This is a genomic window from Mesorhizobium sp. M0862 (assembly GCF_040319795.1).
Lineage (GTDB): Bacteria > Pseudomonadota > Alphaproteobacteria > Rhizobiales > Rhizobiaceae > Mesorhizobium.
On record NZ_JAMYOJ010000001.1, the window covers coordinates 371,624 to 391,513 of the forward strand.

A 19,890-nucleotide genomic window follows, 5' to 3' on the forward strand; every position below is an offset into this window, starting at 1 on the left:
CCATGCCAGATATCTCCACGACAGACATCGTCCTGAAGACCGAAAACCTGACCAAGCGTTATGGCGGCGTGCACGCGCTGGAAGGCGCGAATTTCGAGCTGCGCAAGGGCGAGCATGTCGCCATCATGGGCGACAATGGCGCCGGCAAATCGACCTTCGTGCGCCAGATCACCGCCGTCGAGCAACGCACCAGTGGCCAGATCTGGTTCGACGGCAGGGAAGTGAATTTTGCCGGGCCGATCGAAGCGCGCACGGCGGGCATCGAGACCGTGTTCCAGAACCTGGCGCTGGCCGACGATCTCGACGTGCCGTCGAACCTGTTCCTCGGCCGCGAAAAGGTGCTTTTCAATCTCGGGCCGTTCTCGATCCTCGACCGCAAATACATGCGCAAGGCGACCGAGGCGGCGCTGATCCGCACGGCAGTGAAAATCCCCAATTTGTCCAACACCATTCGCCACATGTCGGGCGGCCAGCGCCAGTGCGTTGCGATCGCCCGGACCGCGACCTTCGCCTCCAAGCTGATCATCATGGACGAGCCGACGGCAGCCCTTGGCGTGCAGGAGACGGCGCAGGTCGAGAACATCATCCGCACGCTGAAGGACAATGGCGAGCCGCTGATCCTGATCAGCCACAACATGCGCCAGGTGTTCGACCTGTGCGACCGCATCGTCGTCTTCCGGCGCGGCCGCATCGTCGCCAACCTGCGCAAGGAAAACACCGACGGCAACGACATCGTCTCCTACATCACCGGCGCCAAGACCGGGGAGGCGGAACTCGCGGCCTGAACAGGATGGTCATCCTGTTTTCTGGCGTGCTCGAAAAATTATCTTGCCACCTTTCTCAAAAGGAAGGTGGAGACACAACTCTCTCGAACCCATCCCCCTAGAGGAAATACCCCATGACTGTTCGTTTCGCCCTCCTCGGTGCCGGCCGCATCGGCAAGGTCCATGCCCGCGCCGTCGGCTCCAACCCGCAGGCCAGACTGGTGGCCGTTGCCGATGCCTTTGAGAGGGCGGCGACCGAGTTGGCAACCGCCTATGGCGCCGAAGTGCGCACCATCGACGCGATCGAGAAGGCCAAGGACATCGACGCCGTGGTCATCTGCACGCCGACCGACACCCATGCCGATCTGATCGAGCGTTTCGCCAAGGCCGGCAAGGCGATCTTCTGCGAGAAGCCTATCGATCTCAACGTCAAGCGTGTCGAGAAATGCCTGGCCGTGGTCGACAAGGCCAAGGCGACGCTGATGGTCGGTTTCAACCGCCGCTTCGATCCGCACTTCGCCGCCGTACGCAAGGCGATCGACGACGGCGCCATCGGCAAGGTGGAGATGGTCACCATCACTTCGCGCGATCCAGGTGCGCCGCCGGTCGACTACATCAAGCGCTCGGGCGGCATCTTTCGCGACATGACCATCCACGATTTCGACATGGCGCGCTTCCTGCTCGGCGAAGAGGTGGTCGCGGTCAGCGCCCATGCCTCGGTTCTGGTCGACAAGAAGATCGGTGAGGCCGGCGATTTCGATTCGGTCAGCGTCATCCTCGAAACCGCGTCCGGCAAGCAGGCCGTCATCTCCAATTCGCGCCGCGCCACCTATGGCTACGACCAGCGCATCGAGGTGCATGGCTCCAAGGGCATGGTCGCCGCCGAGAACCAGCGGCCGGTGTCGATCGAGGTCGCCAATGAGAAGGGCTATACGCGCCCGCCGCTGCACGACTTCTTCATGACCCGCTATCTCGACGCCTACGCCATCGAGATTGCCGCTTTCATCACTGCTGCAACCTCGGGCAAGAAGGCATCGCCGAGCGGCGCCGACGGCCTCGTGGCGCTGAAGCTGGCCGATGCCGCGCTGAAGTCGGCGACATCAGGCAAGACCGTCCGTCTCGACAAGTAAGAACCGGAACCAAGGCACAGGAGCAGAGCGATGAGCACATCCGCCGATCGCAATTCGAACACGCGCGCTATCGTCACCGGCGGCGCGCAAGGCATCGGCTTTGCCGTCGCCGAAGCGCTGGCCGACGAGGGCTGCAAGGCGCTGGCGCTCATCGGCCGTTCGCAGGAGAAGGGCGACAAGGCTGTCGCCCACTTCAAGAAGGCAGGCGTCGATGCGATCTTCATCAGCGCCGACGTCTCGAAAGTGGCGGACTGCAAGCGCGCGGTGGCAACCGCGATCTCGCATTTCGACACCATCAACGCGCTGGTCAACGCCGCCGCCACGTCCGCGCGCGGTTCGCTGGTCGAAACCTCCGAAGAGACCTTCGACCAGATTTTCCAGACCAACGTGCGCGGCCCGTTCTTCCTGATGCAGGGCGTGGTGGCGCATCTGCTGGACAAGAAGGCGCCGGGCTCGATCGTCAACGTGCTCTCTATGTCGGCGCATTGCGGCCAGTCCTTCCTGGCGCCCTATTCATCGAGCAAGGGTGCACTGGCGACACTGACCAAGAACGTCGCCAACGCCTATCGCTCCAACCGCATCCGCTGCAACGCCGTTCTGCCGGGCTGGATGGACACCGAGGGCGAGGACATCGTGCAGAAGAAATGGCACGGTGCCTCCGACGATTGGCTGGCAAAGGCAGAGGCCGGCCAGCCCATGGGCCAACTGGTGAAGCCCGACCAACTGGCGCGGCTGATCAGCTACATGGCCAGCCCGCAATCCGGTGTCATGACCGGCTCGCTGGTCGACTATGACCAGAACGTCGCGGGGACCTCGCCGGAGTAGCTTCAAACCCTGTTGCAGCAACATCGCCATTCCCAGATAGTCATGATAGTCATGATAGTCACGAGGGATGCGATGCCAACGTCATCCAAAGGCACCAACTGGACGGTTGCCGGGGCAAAAGCCCGGCTCTCCGAGGTCATCGAGCGCGCGCAGTCCTCGCCGCAGACGATCACCAAGAACGGCAAACCAAGCGTGGTTGTCGTCTCGGCCGAGGAATGGCAGCGCAAGATCGCACGCAAGGGTACGCTTGCCGAGTTCCTGCTGGACTCGCCGCTGCGCGGCGCCGATCTCGACCTTGAACGTCAGCGCGACGAACCGCGTGACCTGCCGCGGTGAGACTGCTGCTCGACACGAATGTCCTGTCCGAGGTGACGAGGCCAGCGCCTGTCGCACGTGTCCTGGGCTGGCTGGACGAGCTTGATGAGGACCGCTCCTTCATCAGCGTAGTGTCGATCGCCGAGATCCGGCGCGGCGTCTCTCTGATGGATGAGGGCCGCAAACGCGAGGCGCTGGCCGAATGGCTCGCCCGGGACCTGCCCCAGCGCTTCGAACAGCGGGTTTTGCCGGTGGACGATGCGGTTGCCTTGCCTGGGGCGACCTGATGGGTCTTGCGAAGCGCCGCGGTCGTGGTCTGTCGTCGATGGACGGCCTGATCGCAGCCACTGCGATTGCGCACGAGCTCACCTTGGCAACGTGCAATACGAAAGATTTCGAAGGCTTTGGGCTTGAACTCTTCGATCCCTGGACCGCATGAGCCGCTCCGCGTTATACGTATTGGCGATTGGCGAACCGCCGGCACTTCGTCATCCACGGGCGGAGCAAGGAGCGTAGCGACGCAGCGCAGACCCGAGGATCCACGCCGCGACTTCAGAGCGCTGCTACGGTCCAGAATTCTGCTCCGCCGCACTCCACGGCCCAGGTCACGGAATGGATCCCAGGGTCTCCGCGACGGAGCTTCGCTCCTGCTCCGCCCAGGGATGACGAAATCGCGGGATTCGGCCCATCCCGAATTGTCTCCGCATACCCCACGTGACAAACACCCCCGCATCGACTATATGAGCCTCATGATCAACCTGACCGCCACCTATTGGTACTTTACGAGCTCGCTGGCGGCGGGAGGATTGCGCTCGATCTGAAGATTGCAGCAACAAGTCCGAACAGCCGCCAGACCTGGCGGCTTTTTTGTATCAGCCGGCAGGTCTCCCTAAAAACAGGAGCAGAAAGCCGTGTTGACCACCACAGACGATCTTCGGGTCAAGGAAATCCGAGAATTGAGCACGCCGGACCAGGTGATGCGGGAGATCCCGCGCACGCTGACGGCAACGCGCACCGTGAGCGCCTCACGCAACGCCACCCATGCCATCTTGAACGGCACCGACGACCGGCTGCTTGTCATCGTCGGCCCGTGTTCGATCCACGACCCGGTCGCGGCCGTTGACTATGCCAGCCGGCTGGTGGCGCTGCGCGAGACCCTGTGCGACCGGTTGGAGATCGTCATGCGGGTCTATTTCGAAAAGCCGCGCACGACCGTCGGCTGGAAGGGCCTGATCAACGACCCCGACCTCGACGGCAGCTTCAACATCGACAAGGGGCTGCGGATGGCGCGCAACGTGCTGTCGGCGGTCAACAATCTCGGCCTGCCCGCAGCGACCGAATTCCTCGACATGACGACGCCGCAATACATTGCCGACCTCGTCGCCTGGGGCGCCATCGGCGCGCGCACCACCGAGAGCCAGATCCACCGCGAACTGGCTTCCGGCCTGTCCTGCCCGGTCGGCTTCAAGAACGGCACCGACCGCAATCTCAGGATCGCCGCCGAGGCGGTGAAATCCGCCGCCCAGCCGCATCATTTCATGGCGGTGACCAAGGGCGGACGCAGCGGCATTGCGACTACTACCGGCAATGAGGACTGCCACGTCATCCCGCGCGGCGGCGTTCAGCCGAATTACGATGCGGCGAGCGTCGAGGCGGCCTCGGTCGAACTTGCCCGCATCGGCGTCGCCCCCCGTCTGATGATCGATGTCAGCCACGCCAACTCGAGCAAGAAGCCGGAGAACCAGCCGAAGGTGGCGGCCGATGTCGCCGGCCAGGTGGCAGCAGGGGACGAGCGTATCATCGGGGTCATGATCGAGAGCAATCTCGTCGCCGGCCGGCAGGACGTGGTATCAGGCAAGCCGCTCGTCTATGGCCAGAGCATCACAGATGGCTGCATCGACTGGGCGACCACAGAGACGGTGCTGCACGGCCTCGCCGGCGCCGTAGAATGGCGCCGCTCAGCCCGCCGCGCCATGATGGAGAACCGGCCGGGCGCCGCCTGATACGAGGCGATGCGCGGGAAGGACGCTGCGGCTCCCCTTGCACCCCGGCAACCGGTCTGCTAAATACTGAACCGTATGGTTCAGTATACCGACTTGGATTCCTCGTTCGCCGCGCTCTCGGACGCCACCCGGCGTGGCGTTCTGGAGCAGCTCGGACGCGCAGACGCTTCGATCACCGAGCTTGCCGGAAAGTTCCACATGACCCTCACGGGCATGAAGAAGCACGTCGGCGTCCTGGAGCAGGCGGGGCTCGTCACCACGCAGAAGGTTGGCCGCGTGCGGACCTGCAAGCTCGGCCTGCGCGGACTGGAGGAAGAGGCGGCCTGGATCGAGCGGCACCGCCTGCTCTGGGACGCACGCTTCAACGAGTTGGACAAGGTTGTCGAGGAATTGAAACGGAAGGAGAAAGCCGATGCGCCAAAGAACCGAGAGTGAGCCCACGAACAGCCGCACCACGGTCGAACGGAAGTCCGAACGGGAGCTGGTCGTCACGCGAACAGTCAACGGTCCGGCGCGCATCGTGTTCGAGGCGTGGACCAAGCCCGAGCTGTTCAAGCAGTGGTGGGTGCCGAAGTCGATGGGCATGTTCCTGCGTTCATGCGAGATGGATGCTCGTACCGGAGGCACGTACCGCCTGGTGTTCGGCCACGACGCCTCGGACCTTCACGAATTCTTCGGCAGGTATATCGAAGTGACACCCCACTCACGCCTCGTCTGGACCAATGAGGAAGGTGGTGACGGTGGACCCGTCACCACGCTGACCTTCGAGGAAAAGGGTGGCAAGACGCTGCTGGTCATGCACGAACTCTATCCCTCGAAGGAGGCTCTCGACGCGGCCGGTACCGGGGCGGCGAATGCGATGGGCGAGACGTTCGAGCAATTGGACGAGCTTCTCGTCGTCTTGGGCGAGGGCGTGAGGCGGTCATGACGTCATCGGTCTCGCGGACGGGGTAGCTGCCGCCCTCGACGACGAAAAGACCGGGACAGTAATCCGCAAGCGCCGCGCCGAGGCGAAGAAACGCGGCGTCATCGCTTGATCGGGATCACGCCGCCCTCAACCCCTCCCATGCCGTAAACACCGAGACCGCAAACAGCAGCAGTCCGGCCGCCCGGCCCGCAAACGCGGTCGTCCGCGGATTGGCCACCAGCAGATTGCGGCTGCGGCCGGCGGTGATGGCGAGCCCGCCATAGATGGCGGCCTGCGTCAGCATCGTCAGCGAGCCCATGACCGTCGCCTGCATCCAGATCGGGCCGTAATCCGGCTTCAGGAACTGCGGATAGACGGCAAATATGAAGAGATAGGCCTTCGGGTTGATCAGGCAGGTCACCAGTCCCTGGCGAAAGGCCATCCAGGCCGTACGGCTGCCGGCGGGCCCGTCGTGGCCGACGCTGATGGAACTGCGCACCAGCGAGATGCCGATGAAGGCCATGTAGGTGGCGCCGGCTATCAGCAGCGGCTTGTACAGGATCGGCACGAAATGCATCAGCAGGCCGACGCCGATGGCGCCGTTCAGCGTGTGCACGATGCCGCCGACCATGATGCCACCGGTGGCGGCGAGGCCCCGGTCGCGGCCGCCGGTGAGCGCATTGGCAAGCACGAACAGCATGTCCATGCCGGGCACGATGATGATGCCGGACAGCAGGATAAAGAACAGCCAGAGATTTTCCGCGTAACTCATGTCAGTTGCCTGTCGCTTCCTGCTGGGGTGCCGTTGAGGAATTTGTTGATTTTCAACCCGGTAGGCAGTCCAATAAATCATCCCAACTGACGGGGATGTGTCAGTAGCGTTTCATCAGGGAGAGGAAATGCGCAAGGCGTCGCGGCTGTTCGAGATCATCCAGATCCTGCGGCTGGCGCGGCAGCCGGTGACGGCGGCCATGATCGCCGGGCAGCTGGAAGTCACGATGCGTTCGATCTATCGCGATATCGCCGCACTGCAGGCGATGCGCGTGCCGATCGAAGGCGGGCGCGGTATCGGCTATATATTGCGGCCCGGCTTCGACCTGCCGCCGCTGATGTTTTCGATCGAGGAGATGGAAGCGATCGTCCTGTCGCTCGCCCTGCTGGAGCGCACGGGAGACAGCGAACTCAAGCAGGCGGCCAAGCGCGTCAGCGCCAAGATCGCCGGCGCCGTGCCGCCACCGTTGCGCCAGGCGTTCGACGCCAACGCACTGCATGTCTGGGGGTTCGCAGCACCGGCAATCGGCACCATCGATCTGGCGGTTGTGCGCCGCGCCATCCGCGACGAGGAAAAGCTCGACCTGTCCTATCGCGACGAAATCGGCCGCGCCTCCGAGCGGCTGATCCGTCCGATCGCGCTGATCTACTATTCAGAAACCGCCAACATCGTCGCCTGGTGTGAACTGCGCCAGGCGATCCGCAATTTCCGCAGCGACCGCATCGCCGATTGCCGAGCGACCGGGCTGCGCTTCAAAGGCGAAGGCGATCGCCTGCGCCAGGTCTGGGTCAGTGGCTGGGAGGCGAACGCTGTCGCTGGCGGCTGAAGCGAGCGGGTTTACCGCACATCCACCCAGCGCTTTTCCTCGAACGACCTCGCCATCGCGTGCACGGTGCGCTCGATCTCCAGCCCTTCGGCAAATTCGATGACCCGTGCCGGCTTGCCGGCAAGCCGCGTCAGCAATTCGTGGCACTCGATGATCTTGAGGTCGTTGAAACCGAGCCCATGGCCCGGCGCCGGGAGGAAGGCGTCGTAAGGCTTGTGGTGCGGCGCCACCAATATGGTGCGGTAGCCCTGTTCGGTCGGGCGATCGGCGGTGACGTAGAGCTGGATTTCGTTCATCCGCTCCTGGTCGAACAGGATCGATCCCTTGGAGCCGAAAATCTGTATGGCGATGCGGCCCTTGCGGCCCCAGGCCGAGCGGTTGACCAGCAGCGTGCCGGCAATGCCGTTTTCCAGATGCATCAAAACGCTGGCGATGTCGTAGGTCTCCACCGCACGGCGGCCGCCGCCGGCCAGCTTGCGGTCGGCATAGGGCTTGGCCATGTCGCAGATGACTTTTGCGACGCGGCCGAACAGTGTCGAGACCAGCGACAGCGGATGCACGGCGAAATCGTCGAGCGCGCCATAGCCGGATGCGGCCTCATGCTTCCAGAAGAACAGCGCTTCGGGGTCGGCCATGAAGTCCTCGTCCATCTCGATGCGCAGATGGTTGACCTCGCCGATGATCTTTTCCTCGAGCAGCGCGCCGATGTGGCGGATGGCCGGGCTCTGTATGTAGTTGTAGCCAAGCGCTGCGACCTTGCCGGACTTCTTCGCCGCGGCCGCCATCGCCGCTGCTTCGGCAAAGCTCGGCGCCATCGGCTTCTCGCACCACAGATGCTTGCCGGCTTCGAGAATGGCGATGGCCATTTCCGGATGGAACTGGTTGGGCGTGGTCAAGGAGACGATGTCGACCTCGGGGTCGTTGACGACCGCGCGCCAGTCGCCGGACGCCTTGGCGAAGCCGAACTCGCCGGCCTTGCGCTTGGCCAGCTCCTCGTTGACCTCGCCGAGATGGACCAGCTTCGGCTTGGCGACATAGGGAAAGACGGCCCCGACGGCGCTCCACGCAATGGCGTGGCATTTGCCCATGAAACCCGTGCCGATAAGACCAACGCCGACCATTTCTTTCTCCCAATACCTGAAGCGATCGATGGATGAATTAGTCCATTTCTTCTCCGAATGGAATGTCTGCCTCATTTTTTATGGCCTTCTTGCGCAGGCTCGCTATGATGGGGCAGAGAGGACGTCACTTGAGTTAAAGAGAGCATGATGTCGTCCGAAAACCGCTGCACACTTTTCGGCATCATGCTCTAATGCATGTCGCCCAGAAGTGTGCCGCGGTTCTGGGACAACGGCATGCATCAAAACAAAGACTTAAAGCGCATCGCACGAATCCGTTTCACCGCGACGCGCTTTAAGTGAGCTTGGACGGGGCGACGATGGACGAACGGGTACCTCGCGACTTCGAGACGCTGCGCGCCACGATCCTCGATCGCCGTGAAACCTTGCCCAAGCGCATCGCCCAGATCGCCGCCTATGCGCTCGACAATCCCGATGACATCGCCTTCGGCACCGCCGCCAGCATCGCCGCTTCGGCGGGCGTGCAGCCGTCCACCTTGATCCGCTTTGCCCAGCAACTAGGCTTCGACGGCTTCACCAGCCTGCAGCAGGTGTTTCGCGAGCGGCTGCGCGAGCGCAATTCCTCTTATGACGAACGCCTGCAGGCGCTGCGCGCCAAGGCCGATGCGGGTGCTGGACACCGCGCCATCTTCGACGGCTTCGTCGCCGCCGCCAGCACTTCGCTCAACGACATCTCACGCTCGCTGGACGAGGCCCATCTGGAAGACGCAATTGCGCTGCTGGCCAAGGCCGAGACCATCTATGTCCTGGCCAAGCGCCGCTCCTATCCGGTGGCGAGCTACATCGCCTATGCGCTGGGCAAACTGAAGATCCGCAACCAGCTGATCGAATCCGCCGCCGGCCTCAATGCCGAAATGGTCGCCTTCGCCACCCCGGCGGACGCCGTCATCGCCATCAGCTTCTCGCCCTACGCACCGGCCACCATCGAGGAGGCCCGCACCATTTCCGAACAGGGCGTGCCGATCGTCGCCATCACCGACAGTTCGTTTTCGCCACTCGCCCAGTTCGCCAAGGTCTGGTTCGAGGTCGCCGAGGCCGATTTCGCCGGCTTCCGCTCGCTGTCGGCCACCATGGCGCTGGCCATGGCGCTCACCGTCGGCGTCGGCGAGAAGCGGCGCAGCACCGGAAAGAAGCGTAAGGCCTAGGCCGGCGCCCGGCGCTCGAATTCGCGGAGGAATGCTCATTCCATATTGACTATGGATTGGAATTATTATTTCATATTCCCGGCGCCACGCTGCCGCTCGCGCGTGTCCCCCAACTACGTTGCTCAAGACAACAAGACCGACGGGAGGTTCCAATGAGCGAAGCCATGGACGCCAAACAGGCGACGCTCGATGTCATCACCATCGGTCGCGCTTCCGTCGACCTTTACGGCCAGCAGATCGGCTCGCGGCTGGAGGACATCGGCTCCTTCGCCAAATCGGTCGGCGGCTGCCCGGCCAACATCTCGGTTGGCACGGCGAGACTAGGCCTGCGCTCGGCGCTGCTCACCCGCGTCGGCGACGAGCAGATGGGCCGCTTCATCCGCGAGCAGCTCAGGCGCGAAGGCGTCAATGTCGATGGGCTCAAGACCGACCAGGAACGGCTGACGGCCCTGGTGCTGCTTTCGGTCGAGAGCGAAGGCGTCTCGCCAATGATCTTTTATCGCAGCGACTGCGCCGACATGGCGCTCGCCGAAGAAGACATCGATGAAGCCTTCATCGCCTCGGCCCGTTCCATCGTCGTCACCGGCACGCATTTTTCCCGGCCCAACAGCGACGCCGCCCAGCGCAAGGCGATCCGCATCATCAAGGCCAGGGGCGGCAAGGTGGTGTTCGACATCGACTACCGCCCCAACCTCTGGGGCCTCGCCGGCCATGCCGAAGGTTTTGAGCGCTATGTCAAATCCGACCGCGTCTCGGCCCAGCTGAAGACGGTGCTGCCCGATTGCGACCTCATCGTCGGCACCGAGGAAGAGATCATGATCGCCTCGGGCGCCGACGATTGCCTGAGCGCGCTGAAGACGATCCGCGCGCTGTCCAAGGCAACCATCGTACTGAAGCGCGGCGCCATGGGCTGCATCGTCTATGACGGGCCGGTCAGCGACGATCTGGAAGACGGTATCGTCGGCAAGGGCTTTCCGATCGAGATCTATAATGTGCTCGGCGCGGGCGATGCCTTCATGTCCGGTTTTCTGCGCGGCTGGCTCGGTGGCGAAAACCTGGCAACGGCGGCGACCTGGGCCAATGCCTGCGGCGCTTTCGCCGTGTCGCGGCTGCTCTGCGCGCCGGAATATCCGACCTTCGAGGAATTGCAGTTCTTCCTCAGGAACGGCAGCAAGCACCTCGCTCTGCGCAAGGACGAGGCGATCAACCACATCCATTGGGCGACGACCCGCCGCCGCGATATCCCCTCGATGATGGCGCTCGCCTGCGACCACCGTGTGCAGCTCGAGGACGTCGCGGCAAAGACCGGCGCCGATCCGGCGCGCATCCGCGATTTCAAGGTGCTGGCGGTCAAGGCTGCGGCGAAAGTCGCCGCCGGCCGCGACGGCTATGGCATGCTGATCGACGAGAAGCATGGCCGCGAAGCGATGTTCGAATTCGCCCGCCACCCCTTTGCCTGGCTCGGCCGTCCCGTCGAACTGCCGGGCTCGCGGCCGCTGCGCTTCGAGTTCTCGCAGGACATCGGCTCGCAACTGGTGGAATGGCCGGTCGACCACTGCATCAAATGCCTGTGCTTCTATCACCCCGACGATCCGGCAGCGCTCAAGGATGAGCAGCAGCAGAAGCTGCGCTCGCTGTTCGAAGCCGCGCGGAAGGTCGGCCGGGAGCTTCTGGTCGAGATCATCGCCGGCAAGCACGGCAAGCTCGACGAAACGACCATCCCGCGCGCCCTGGAAGAACTCTATGCGCTTGGCATCAAGCCGGACTGGTGGAAGCTCGAACCGCAGGCGTCGGCCGGCGCCTGGGCCAAGATCGAAGCGGTGATCCTGAAGCACGATCCCTGGTGTCGTGGCGTCGTGCTGCTGGGTCTCGAAGCGCCGCAGGACGAACTGGAAGCGGCCTTTGCCGCCACCGCCAAGGCACCGATCGTCAAGGGCTTTGCCGTCGGCCGCACCATCTTCGTCCACGCCGCCGAACGATGGCTGGCGGGCAAGATGACGGATGACGAGGCTATCGCCGACATGGCCGCGCGCTTCGAACAGTTGACCGAAGCGTGGCTTGCCGCGCGTGGCCGTAAAGCAGCATAAAGGCGCGGCAAGAGGACTGCGGAGGAAAACACCATGAGCAAGACAATCCGCCTGACGATGGCGCAGGCGCTGACCCGCTTTCTGAGCAAGCAGATGACCGAGATCGACGGCAGACGAGTGCCCATCTTCGGCGGCGTCTGGGCGATCTTCGGCCATGGCAATGTCGCCGGCATCGGCGAGGCGCTCTACCAGCTCCGCGACGAATTGCCGACCTTCCGCGCCCACAATGAGCAGGCGATGGCGCATGCGGCGATCGCCTATGGCAAGGCCAATTTCCGCCGCCGCTTCATGGCCGCGACCTCTTCGATCGGCCCCGGTGCGCTCAACATGGTGACGGCGGCAGCCCTCGCCCATGTAAACAGGTTGCCCGTCCTGTTTTTGCCGGGCGATGTCTTTGCCAACCGCATTCCCGACCCGGTGCTGCAGCAGGCCGAGGACTTTTCCGACGGCACCGCGACGGTCAATGACTGCTTCCGTCCGGTGTCGCGCTATTTCGACCGCATCACCCGTCCCGAGCAGATCATCCCGGCATTGGCGCGGACCATGCAGGTGCTGACCGATCCGGCGGAATGCGGCCCGGTGACGCTGTCGCTCTGCCAGGACGTGCAGGCGGAGGCCTATGACTATCCCGAGAGCTTTTTCGCCGAACGTGTCTGGCACCAGCGCCGTCCGCGCCCGGACCGCCATGAATTGGCGGCGGCGGTCACCGCGCTGAAGGGTGCGAAAAAACCGCTGATCATCGCCGGCGGCGGCGTGCTGTATGCGCAGGCTTCGGACGAACTGGCGAAATTCGCCGAGAGCGCCGGCATTCCGGTCTGCGAGACGCAAGGCGGCAAGTCCTCGCTGCCCGACACACATCCGCTCAACATGGCGGCGGTCGGCGTCACCGGCACGTCCGCGGCCAACCGGCTGGCGGAAGAAGCCGATGTCGTGCTCGCCATCGGCACCCGCCTGCAGGATTTCACCACCGGCTCATGGGCGCTGTTCAAGAATTCCGGCAAGACCATCATCGGACTCAACGTGCAGCCTTTCGATGCCGGCAAGCATCGTGCGCTGCCGCTGGTCGCCGACGCGGCCGAAGGGCTTGTCGAACTTGGTGCGGCGCTGGGGGGCTGGAAAGCACCGGCGACATGGACCGACAATGCGACCGGGGGCAAGAAGGCCTGGCAGGCCGAAGTCTCCAAGGTGACGGCGTCGACCAACGCCGCCTTCCCCTCGGATGCGCAGGTGATCGGCGCCGTGCAGCGCGCGCTGGGATCCGGCGTGACCTTGCTGAACGCGTCGGGCGGCCTGCCGGGCGAGTTGCACAAGCTGTGGCAGGCAGGCGCGCCCGGCTCGTACCATGGCGAATATGGCTTCTCGACCATGGGCTACGAGATTGCCGGCGGGCTCGGCGCCAAGATGGCCAAGCCCGACCAGGAGGTCGTCGTCATGGTCGGGGACGGCTCCTACCTCATGATGAATTCCGAAATCGCCACGTCGGTGATGCTTGGCCTGAAGCTGACCATCGTGGTGCTCGACAACAGGGGTTATGGCTGCATCAACCGGCTGCAGATGGCCACCGGCGGCGCCAACTTCAACAACCTCCTGAAGGACGCGCGCCACGAGATCCTGCCCGACATCGACTTCGCCGCGCATGCGGCCAGCATGGGCGCTATTGCCGAGAAAGTGCCGTCGATCACCGGCCTGGAGACTGCGCTGCAAAAGTCGAAAACCAACGACCGCACCACCGTGCTGGTCATCGACACCGACCCGCTGATTTCCACCGATGCCGGCGGCCATTGGTGGGATGTCGCGGTGCCGGAAGTCTCCGCACGGCCGCAGGTCAACGCAGCCCGCAAGGCCTATGACGAAAAGCGGCAGATGCAGACAGTCGGCGATTGATGTACATGCACCCGCCCCCTACCTCCCCCTTGTGGGGAGGTCGGACCGAAGGTCCGGGTGGGGGGCTCGCGCCGCACCCCACCCCGCTGCTTCGCAGCGACCCTCCCCACAAGGGGGAGGGTGAACAAGAAACCGGAGCTAAAACTTGAAAGCCAAACTGGGCATGTCCCCCATTGCGTGGTGGAACGATGATCTTGCCGAACTCAGCGACGACGTCTCGCTGGAAGAGTGCCTGCGCCAGTCGCGCTCTGCCGGCTTCACCGGCATGGAAATGGGCCGGCGTTTCCCAAACGACCCCGAAATCATGCTGCCGATCCTGAAAAAGGCCGACGTGACGCTGTGCGGCGGCTGGTTCTCCGGCACGCTGGTCGATGAGGATATGGGCAAGAACAGGGATCGCATCCAGCCGATGATCGACCTGTTCAAGGCGGTGAATGCGCCTTGCATCGTCTATGGCGAGGTCGGCCGCTCGATCCAGGGTGATCGCTCCAAGCCTCTCGCCACCAAGCCGAAATTGTCGAACGACGAAATGAAGGCCTATGCCAGGCGCCTCACCGAGTTCGGCGAATGGTGCGCAGAGCAAGGCATGCCGCTGTCCTATCACCATCACATGGCGGCGGTGGTCGAGACCGAGCCGGAGCTCGATGCCTTCATGCGCCATTCCGGCGAAGGCATTCCGTTGCTGCTCGATGCAGGGCATCTCGCCTTTGCCGGTGGCGATGTGCTGCGCGCCATCGACAACCACCACAAGCGCATCAGCCATGTCCATGTGAAGGATGTGCGCATGGGCGTGATCGACGGGCTCGACCGCACGAAGCAGTCCTTTCTCGACGCCGTGGCGCTCGGTGCCTTCACGGTGCCTGGCGACGGTTCGCTCGATTTCGGCGCCATCGTGCAGCGCTTCGCCGACCATGGCTATGAAGGCTGGTTCGTCGTCGAGGCCGAGCAGGACCCGAAAAAGAACCCGCCGCTGAAGATGGCGCAGGTCGGCCACAAGGAATTGATGCGCGTGATGACGGCGGCCGGCTACACGGTGGAAACGCAAGGCTTTCCCAATGCCTGAGGCGATCCGATGAAGGATTACGAGCACCCGTTCTTCCGGCCGCTGTGGCGGCGCGTTGCCGTCGTCGCCGTCTGCGTGATCTGGGCCGGAATAGAATTCGCCTCCGGCACCCCATTCTGGGGCATCATTGCGCTCGGCTTTGCCGCCTACGCCGTCTGGCAGTTCTTCTATCTTTACAAGCCGGTGGAGGAGAGCAAGGCTACGCCTGATCGACCGAAGACCGGCGAAGCGAAGGCGGACGCCGAACCGAAGGAATGAACGGCCGTGGCTCGGAAGGGCTTGCGGGTCGGACACTCGACACCTGGCGTATCGCCTACGTCGGTGATTGGCCGGAATGTCCCTCGCTTCGTCATCCTAGGGTCTTCGCGACGGAGCTTCGCTCCTGCTTCGCCCTAGGATGACGAAGTTGAGAGGCCGACCTCGAAGACATGCGATAGGAGAGACAAAACATGTCGAAACTGCTCGTCAAAGCCGACAAGGGCCATGGCCGCGTCGCGCATGTCACGCCCAACAGCGCCGGCTGGACCTATGTCGGCTTCGACCTGCACCGTTTGAAGCCCGGCGAAAACGCCTCGGGTAAGACGGGCGGTCGCGAAGTCTGCCTGGTGTTCGTCACCGGCAAGGGCACGGCCAAGGCCGGCGGCCGGGAACTTGGCCTGCTCGGCGAGCGCATGTCGCCCTTCGAGGGCAAGCCGTGGTCGGTCTATATTCCTGAGGGGTCGGATTGGTCGGTCACCGCCGACACCGATCTCGAGCTCGCGGTCTGCTCGGCGCCGGGCCTGGGCGGCGGCTTGCCCGTTCGCGTCATCGCACCCCACGACCTCGGCCAGGAGACTCGGGGCAAAGGCACCAACACGCGCTACGTCACCAACATATTGCCCGAGGGTAAGCCGGCCGACTCGCTGCTGGTGGTCGAGGTCATCACGCCCGGCGGCCACACATCGAGCTACCCGCCGCACAAGCACGACCAGGACAATCTGCCCGCCGAATCCTATCTTGAGGAAACCTACTACCACCGCCTCAACCCGCCACAGGGTTTTGCCTTCCAGCGCGTCTACACCGACGCCGACAAGACCGGCGCCCGCGAGCTGGACGAAGCCATGGCGATCGAGGACGGCGATGTTGTGCTGGTGCCCAAGGGCTATCACCCCTGCGCCGCCTGCCACGGCTACGACCTCTATTACCTCAACGTCATGGCCGGGCCGAAGCGGACGTGGAAGTTCCACAACGCGCCCGAGCACGAATGGCTGATGAAGGCCTGATCGGCCTTCACTTGCGGCGGAAGCTGTTGGTCAAGCAGGAAAAAATCGTCGGCTAACGATCCATGGGGTCGATTTGCCTTCGAAAACCCGCATAAGCTTCGTCAATCCGTCATGGAAATCACCTATGGCAGCGGGCCAGTGCATGTCGCCCAAAAGTGCGCAGCTTTTTTGGGATGACGACATGCAGCAAATTAAAGACTTAAAGCGCGTCGCGCCATCGGTTCGGTTTCGGCGCGCTTTAAGGAGGATTTTCGATGCGCTACGCCATCTATTTCACCCCAAGGCAGGACGAGCCGTTGGCGCGGATCGCCGCCAACTGGCTGGGCCGCGACCCCTTTGGCGCCGCCACCAGGCCGGTCGAGGCGGTGGGCGAGCTGTCGGCGGCCGAAGTCGCCTTTCACACCGCATCGGCGCGGCGCTACGGTTTTCATGCGACGCTGAAAGCGCCCTTCCGGTTGGCCGCCAACGAAACCGAAAGCTCGTTGCGCGCGGCGCTGGACGCCTTTGCCGAAGCAACGCCGACGGTCACCATCCCGCGCCTGGTCGTCAGCCAGATCGATGGTTTCTTCGCTTTGGTGCCGGAAGGCCCGCTGCCGCCGCTCAACCGTTTCGCCGATTATGTCGTGCTTAGCTTCGACCGTTTTCGCGCGCCGCTCACCGAGGCCGAGATCGAGCGGCGCAGCCTGGATTCGCTGAAGCCGGCCGAGTTCCGCAATCTCTGCCAGTGGGGCTATCCCTATGTGTTTGAGACCTTTCGCTTCCACATGACACTGTCCGGCCGGGCCGGGCCGCAGGAAAGCCAACGTCTGCGCGCGGCAATTGACAGCCTGTTCGCCGATGTGCTGCAGCAGCCGGTGCTGGTGGATGCGCTGACGCTGTTCGTCGAAACCGAACCGGGCGCTCCGTTCATGGTGCTTTCGCATCATGCGCTCGGCCGCCGCGCTGCCCGAAAAACCGCCTGACCGCAATTCGTCCGAGTAAGCAAGGACTGCCTGAATGACCGCCGAAACTGTTCTCCACAACGCCCGCATCGTGCTTGCCGACGAGATCGTCGAAGGGTCGCTCGTGCTGCGCGACGGTTTTATCTCCGGCGTCGACGCCGGCACCGGCCACACCGGCGGGAGCATGGGCGGCGAGGACATGGGCGGCGACTACATCATTCCCGGCCTGGTCGAGCTGCACACTGACCATCTCGAAGGCCACTATGCGCCGCGCCCGAAAGTGCGCTGGAACCCGATCGCCGCCGTCCTTGCCCATGACGCGCAGGTGGCCACCGCCGGCATCACCACCGTGCTCGACGCTTTGCGTGTCGGCATGGACGAGGACGCCGACCTTACCTCCGACGACATCCGCAAGTTGGCCGACGCGATCGAGGACAGCGTCGCGAAGGACCGGTTGCGGGCGGACCATTTCCTGCATCTGCGCTGCGAGGTCTCGGCGCCGGATTGTTTGCGGGCTTTCGCCAATTTCGATGGCGACGAGCGGGTCAAACTGGCGTCGCTGATGGACCATGCGCCGGGACAGCGCCAGTTCGTCAATCTCGAGACCTACGCCTATTACTATCAGCGCAAGCTGAAGTTGACCGATCGCGACTTCCAATTGTTCTGCGAAAAGCGGATGTCGGAATCAGCGAAGAATTCGGGACCGAACCGGGTGGCGATATCAGCCGCCTGCAACGAGCGGGGCTGGCGAGCCATGACGACGCCACATCAGGCCATGTCGACGAGGCGATCGAGCAGGGCGTGCGCGTCGCGGAATTCCCGACCACGCTGGAAGCCGCCAAGGCCTCGAAGGATGCCGGGCTCGGCGTGCTGATGGGCGCGCCCAACGTCATGCGCGGCTCCTCGCATTCGGGCAATGTCTCGGCCCGCACGCTGGCCGGCGACGGCCTGCTCGACATATTGTCGTCCGACTATATCCCTTTCAGCCTGATCCAGTCGGCCTTCTTCCTCGGCGACGTCGTCGAGGGCATCTCCTTGCCGCAGGCGGTCGCGATGGTGTCGAAGAATCCGGCCGAGGCGATCGGCCTAAACGACCGCGGCGTCATCGAACAGGGCCGCCGCGCCGACCTCGTGCGGGTGCGCCTCGACGATCATGTGCCGGTCGTGCGCACCGTCTGGCGCCAAGGGCGGCGGGTCGCCTGATGGTCTCGGCGTCGATCGAGCGCGAACTCAGCAGCGAGGCCTTTCCGGTCCGCAACGGCGTCTTCGTCGCCGTCGTCGGCCCGAGTGGCGCCGGCAAGGATACGGTAATCGGTTATGCCCGCACCTTGTTTGCCGACGAGACGAGGCTGGAGTTCGTCCGCCGGGTCATCACCAGGCCGAGCGACGCCGCAAGCGAGGATCACGACACGCTGGCCGACGCGGCCTTTGTCGAAGCCGAGGCCGACGGCGCCTTCGCCATTTCCTGGGAGGCGCACGGGCTGCGCTACGGCATTCCGGCCGATGTCGACTGGTCCATCGCCAATGGCCATGTCGCGGTCGCCAATGTCTCGCGCGCAGTCATCCCGGTGCTGCGGGAGCGCTATGCCAATCTGGCTGTCGTCGAGATCACCGCCTCGCCGGAAATCCTCGCCGAGCGTCTCGCCCAGCGCGGCCGCGAATCGCGCGGCGAAGTGCTGGCTCGGCTCGCCCGCAGCGCCAATATCGCTTTGTCCGGCTCCGGCGTCACCTCGATCGACAATGGCGGCCGGCGCGAAGCCGCCGGAGAACGCTTCGCCGAGGTGCTGCGCAAGGCGATGGCCTTCTCGGATATATCCGGCGTGATGTAGCGCTACTCCGCCGCGACAGTCTTCCGGCTGGCATCGAGCATCAGCCGCCTTGCGCGGAACACGCCCCATTGCTGGTCGACCAGCACGCCGATCAGGATCACGCCGCCCATCACCGCGAAGTTGAGCGAGGACGGGATGCCGAGCAGATTGACCAGGTTCTGCAACTCTTGCAGCAGCACGGTGCCCAGGATGACGCCAACCAGCGAGCCTTCGCCGCCGCGCAGCGAGAAGCCGCCGAGCACGGCGGCGGCAATGGCGTAGAGTTCGTAGAACTGGCCGTGGCTGGCCGGCGAGATCGAGCGCGTGTACATCGCGAAATAGATCGCCGACAGCGCCGTCAGAACGCCGCAGATGACATAGGCGGCCATCACGACGCGGCCGGTGCGGATGCCCGAATATTTAGCCGCCTCTTCGTTCTTGCCGATGGCATAGAGGTAGCGTCCGAACACCGAGCGGTGCAGCACCACCCACATGACGATCGAAATGACGATCAGTGCGATGAAACTGTTGGGCACGCCATAGCTGCGGCCCGCAGTGAGGAATTCGAGCTCGGGAAAATTCTGGCCGAAGGCGAAGCCGGCGGTGCCGTCGGCGGTATAGAAACGGGCGACCCCGCGATAGATCAAAAGGCCGCACAGCGTCACCACGAAGGGCTGCAATTTCAGCCTTGTGATCAGCCAGCCATGCGCCAGCCCGATGATGCCGCCCAGCACCAGGATCAGCGGCAGCGCCACCGGCCATGGCATGTCGCGCACGGCGATGAAATCGATGAACAGCGTGCCGAGCAGCGCCACCAGCGATCCCACCGACAATTCGATGCCGCCGGTGATGATGACGAAGGCCTGGCCGATGGCGAGGATCCCAAACAGGCCGATCAGGTTCGAGGTGTTGGCGAGGTTGATCGGTAAAAGGAAGCGCGGGTTGATGGCGGTCACCACGGCGCCGACCACCAGGATCAGGATCAGCAGGCCGAGATCTTTTTTGCTCATCGTCTTCTC

The 19,890-nt window shown here is 63.8% G+C and carries 19 protein-coding genes and 2 pseudogenes; 18 read left to right on the forward strand and 3 right to left on the reverse strand.

What is annotated here, in order from left to right; genetic code table 11:
- Positions 1 to 2 precede the first annotated feature (2 nt).
- The 8 genes and pseudogenes from NKI15_RS01870 to NKI15_RS01905 all read left to right on the forward strand — a co-directional run bounded on the left by NKI15_RS01870 (position 3) and on the right by NKI15_RS01905 (position 5,965).
- Positions 3 to 785 carry an ATP-binding cassette domain-containing protein gene (locus tag NKI15_RS01870; protein ID WP_027049093.1) on the forward strand — a complete coding sequence of 261 codons (783 nt, stop codon included), beginning with the start codon at positions 3 to 5 and terminating at the stop codon, positions 783 to 785.
- Between the two features lie 113 nt (positions 786 to 898).
- Positions 899 to 1,894: an inositol 2-dehydrogenase gene (gene iolG, locus NKI15_RS01875; RefSeq protein ID WP_352514426.1), complete on the forward strand. Its 996-nt coding sequence runs from the start codon at positions 899 to 901 to the stop codon at positions 1,892 to 1,894.
- A 30-nt stretch (positions 1,895 to 1,924) separates the two neighbouring features.
- Positions 1,925 to 2,719: an SDR family oxidoreductase gene (locus NKI15_RS01880; protein WP_352514427.1), complete on the forward strand. Its 795-nt coding sequence runs from the start codon at positions 1,925 to 1,927 to the stop codon at positions 2,717 to 2,719.
- 72 nt (positions 2,720 to 2,791) lie between these two features.
- Positions 2,792 to 3,055: a type II toxin-antitoxin system Phd/YefM family antitoxin gene (locus NKI15_RS01885; protein WP_352514428.1), complete on the forward strand. Its 264-nt coding sequence runs from the start codon at positions 2,792 to 2,794 to the stop codon at positions 3,053 to 3,055.
- A pseudogene (locus NKI15_RS01890) lies at positions 3,052 to 3,473 on the forward strand (type II toxin-antitoxin system VapC family toxin). The gene NKI15_RS01885 and the pseudogene NKI15_RS01890 overlap by 4 nt, the downstream one beginning before the upstream one ends.
- Positions 3,474 to 3,945: 472 nt before the next feature.
- Positions 3,946 to 5,037, forward strand: a complete 1,092-nt coding sequence (locus NKI15_RS01895; RefSeq protein WP_352885644.1) for a 3-deoxy-7-phosphoheptulonate synthase — start codon at positions 3,946 to 3,948, stop codon at positions 5,035 to 5,037.
- A 75-nt stretch (positions 5,038 to 5,112) separates the two neighbouring features.
- Complete coding sequence (locus NKI15_RS01900) at positions 5,113 to 5,472, forward strand: ArsR/SmtB family transcription factor (protein WP_023672338.1); 360 nt, start codon at positions 5,113 to 5,115, stop codon at positions 5,470 to 5,472.
- Positions 5,450 to 5,965, forward strand: a complete 516-nt coding sequence (locus NKI15_RS01905) for an SRPBCC family protein (RefSeq protein WP_023752319.1) — start codon at positions 5,450 to 5,452, stop codon at positions 5,963 to 5,965. The genes NKI15_RS01900 and NKI15_RS01905 overlap by 23 nt, the downstream gene beginning before the upstream one ends.
- Positions 5,966 to 6,080: 115 nt before the next feature.
- Here the strand turns inward: NKI15_RS01905 and NKI15_RS01910 are convergent, their stop codons facing one another.
- The gene (locus tag NKI15_RS01910) at positions 6,081 to 6,716 is read right to left on the reverse strand and encodes a LysE family translocator (protein ID WP_023752318.1); all 636 of its coding nucleotides are present in this window, start codon (positions 6,714 to 6,716) and stop codon (positions 6,081 to 6,083) included.
- A 127-nt stretch (positions 6,717 to 6,843) separates the two neighbouring features.
- Here NKI15_RS01910 and NKI15_RS01915 point away from each other — a divergent pair, with 127 nt between their 5' ends.
- Positions 6,844 to 7,542, forward strand: coding sequence for a helix-turn-helix transcriptional regulator (locus NKI15_RS01915; protein WP_352885645.1), 699 nt, complete (start codon positions 6,844 to 6,846; stop codon positions 7,540 to 7,542).
- An 11-nt stretch (positions 7,543 to 7,553) separates the two neighbouring features.
- On the opposite strand, the gene NKI15_RS01920 is transcribed toward NKI15_RS01915, so the two are convergent.
- Positions 7,554 to 8,663 carry a Gfo/Idh/MocA family protein gene (locus tag NKI15_RS01920; protein WP_352514431.1) on the reverse strand — a complete coding sequence of 370 codons (1,110 nt, stop codon included), beginning with the start codon at positions 8,661 to 8,663 and terminating at the stop codon, positions 7,554 to 7,556.
- A gap of 317 nt (positions 8,664 to 8,980) precedes the next feature.
- On the opposite strand from NKI15_RS01920, the gene NKI15_RS01925 reads away from it, so the two are divergent.
- The 9 genes and pseudogenes from NKI15_RS01925 (at position 8,981) to phnN (ending at position 18,892) form a co-directional block, all read left to right on the forward strand.
- Positions 8,981 to 9,826: a MurR/RpiR family transcriptional regulator gene (locus tag NKI15_RS01925; protein WP_023672343.1), complete on the forward strand. Its 846-nt coding sequence runs from the start codon at positions 8,981 to 8,983 to the stop codon at positions 9,824 to 9,826.
- A 152-nt stretch (positions 9,827 to 9,978) separates the two neighbouring features.
- Positions 9,979 to 11,913, forward strand: coding sequence for a bifunctional 5-dehydro-2-deoxygluconokinase/5-dehydro-2-deoxyphosphogluconate aldolase (locus tag NKI15_RS01930; protein WP_352514432.1), 1,935 nt, complete (start codon positions 9,979 to 9,981; stop codon positions 11,911 to 11,913).
- Between the two features lie 33 nt (positions 11,914 to 11,946).
- Positions 11,947 to 13,797: a 3D-(3,5/4)-trihydroxycyclohexane-1,2-dione acylhydrolase (decyclizing) gene (iolD, locus tag NKI15_RS01935; protein ID WP_352514433.1), complete on the forward strand. Its 1,851-nt coding sequence runs from the start codon at positions 11,947 to 11,949 to the stop codon at positions 13,795 to 13,797.
- Between the two features lie 145 nt (positions 13,798 to 13,942).
- Positions 13,943 to 14,860, forward strand: coding sequence for a myo-inosose-2 dehydratase (iolE, locus tag NKI15_RS01940; RefSeq protein ID WP_352514434.1), 918 nt, complete (start codon positions 13,943 to 13,945; stop codon positions 14,858 to 14,860).
- 9 nt (positions 14,861 to 14,869) lie between these two features.
- Positions 14,870 to 15,118: a hypothetical protein gene (locus NKI15_RS01945; protein WP_023694642.1), complete on the forward strand. Its 249-nt coding sequence runs from the start codon at positions 14,870 to 14,872 to the stop codon at positions 15,116 to 15,118.
- Positions 15,119 to 15,309: 191 nt separating this feature from the next.
- Positions 15,310 to 16,122, forward strand: a complete 813-nt coding sequence (gene iolB / locus NKI15_RS01950; RefSeq protein WP_023694643.1) for a 5-deoxy-glucuronate isomerase — start codon at positions 15,310 to 15,312, stop codon at positions 16,120 to 16,122.
- A 254-nt stretch (positions 16,123 to 16,376) separates the two neighbouring features.
- The gene (locus NKI15_RS01955) at positions 16,377 to 17,084 is read left to right on the forward strand and encodes a DUF1045 domain-containing protein (protein WP_023694644.1); all 708 of its coding nucleotides are present in this window, start codon (positions 16,377 to 16,379) and stop codon (positions 17,082 to 17,084) included.
- A gap of 34 nt (positions 17,085 to 17,118) precedes the next feature.
- Positions 17,119 to 18,266 (forward strand): annotated as a pseudogene (locus NKI15_RS01960) (alpha-D-ribose 1-methylphosphonate 5-triphosphate diphosphatase).
- Positions 18,263 to 18,892, forward strand: a complete 630-nt coding sequence (phnN, locus tag NKI15_RS01965; protein WP_023684051.1) for a phosphonate metabolism protein/1,5-bisphosphokinase (PRPP-forming) PhnN — start codon at positions 18,263 to 18,265, stop codon at positions 18,890 to 18,892. Before NKI15_RS01960 ends, phnN begins: the two are co-directional and overlap by 4 nt.
- Positions 18,893 to 18,894: 2 nt before the next feature.
- Here phnN and NKI15_RS01970 read toward each other — a convergent pair whose 3' ends face one another.
- Positions 18,895 to 19,881, reverse strand: a complete 987-nt coding sequence (locus NKI15_RS01970; protein WP_023684050.1) for an ABC transporter permease — start codon at positions 19,879 to 19,881, stop codon at positions 18,895 to 18,897.
- Between the last annotated feature and the right edge of the window lie 9 nt (positions 19,882 to 19,890).

What these genes read in the sequence shown, in the direction of transcription:
- iolD (WP_352514433.1), top strand. Translation starts at nt 11,947, where the DNA reads ATGAGCAAGACAATCCGCCTGACGATGGCGCAGGCGCTGACCCGCTTT.
- NKI15_RS01945 (WP_023694642.1), top strand. Translation starts at nt 14,870, where the DNA reads ATGAAGGATTACGAGCACCCGTTCTTCCGGCCGCTGTGGCGGCGCGTT.
- iolB (WP_023694643.1), top strand. Translation starts at nt 15,310, where the DNA reads ATGTCGAAACTGCTCGTCAAAGCCGACAAGGGCCATGGCCGCGTCGCG.
- NKI15_RS01955 (WP_023694644.1), top strand. Translation starts at nt 16,377, where the DNA reads ATGCGCTACGCCATCTATTTCACCCCAAGGCAGGACGAGCCGTTGGCG.
- NKI15_RS01920 (WP_352514431.1), bottom strand. Translation starts at nt 8,663, where the DNA reads ATGGTCGGCGTTGGTCTTATCGGCACGGGTTTCATGGGCAAATGCCAC.
- NKI15_RS01915 (WP_352885645.1), top strand. Translation starts at nt 6,844, where the DNA reads ATGCGCAAGGCGTCGCGGCTGTTCGAGATCATCCAGATCCTGCGGCTG.
- NKI15_RS01905 (WP_023752319.1), top strand. Translation starts at nt 5,450, where the DNA reads ATGCGCCAAAGAACCGAGAGTGAGCCCACGAACAGCCGCACCACGGTC.
- NKI15_RS01970 (WP_023684050.1), bottom strand. Translation starts at nt 19,881, where the DNA reads ATGAGCAAAAAAGATCTCGGCCTGCTGATCCTGATCCTGGTGGTCGGC.
- NKI15_RS01930 (WP_352514432.1), top strand. Translation starts at nt 9,979, where the DNA reads ATGAGCGAAGCCATGGACGCCAAACAGGCGACGCTCGATGTCATCACC.
- NKI15_RS01870 (WP_027049093.1), top strand. Translation starts at nt 3, where the DNA reads ATGCCAGATATCTCCACGACAGACATCGTCCTGAAGACCGAAAACCTG.
- NKI15_RS01910 (WP_023752318.1), bottom strand. Translation starts at nt 6,716, where the DNA reads ATGAGTTACGCGGAAAATCTCTGGCTGTTCTTTATCCTGCTGTCCGGC.
- NKI15_RS01880 (WP_352514427.1), top strand. Translation starts at nt 1,925, where the DNA reads ATGAGCACATCCGCCGATCGCAATTCGAACACGCGCGCTATCGTCACC.
- NKI15_RS01900 (WP_023672338.1), top strand. Translation starts at nt 5,113, where the DNA reads ATGGTTCAGTATACCGACTTGGATTCCTCGTTCGCCGCGCTCTCGGAC.
- NKI15_RS01885 (WP_352514428.1), top strand. Translation starts at nt 2,792, where the DNA reads ATGCCAACGTCATCCAAAGGCACCAACTGGACGGTTGCCGGGGCAAAA.
- NKI15_RS01925 (WP_023672343.1), top strand. Translation starts at nt 8,981, where the DNA reads ATGGACGAACGGGTACCTCGCGACTTCGAGACGCTGCGCGCCACGATC.
- iolG (WP_352514426.1), top strand. Translation starts at nt 899, where the DNA reads ATGACTGTTCGTTTCGCCCTCCTCGGTGCCGGCCGCATCGGCAAGGTC.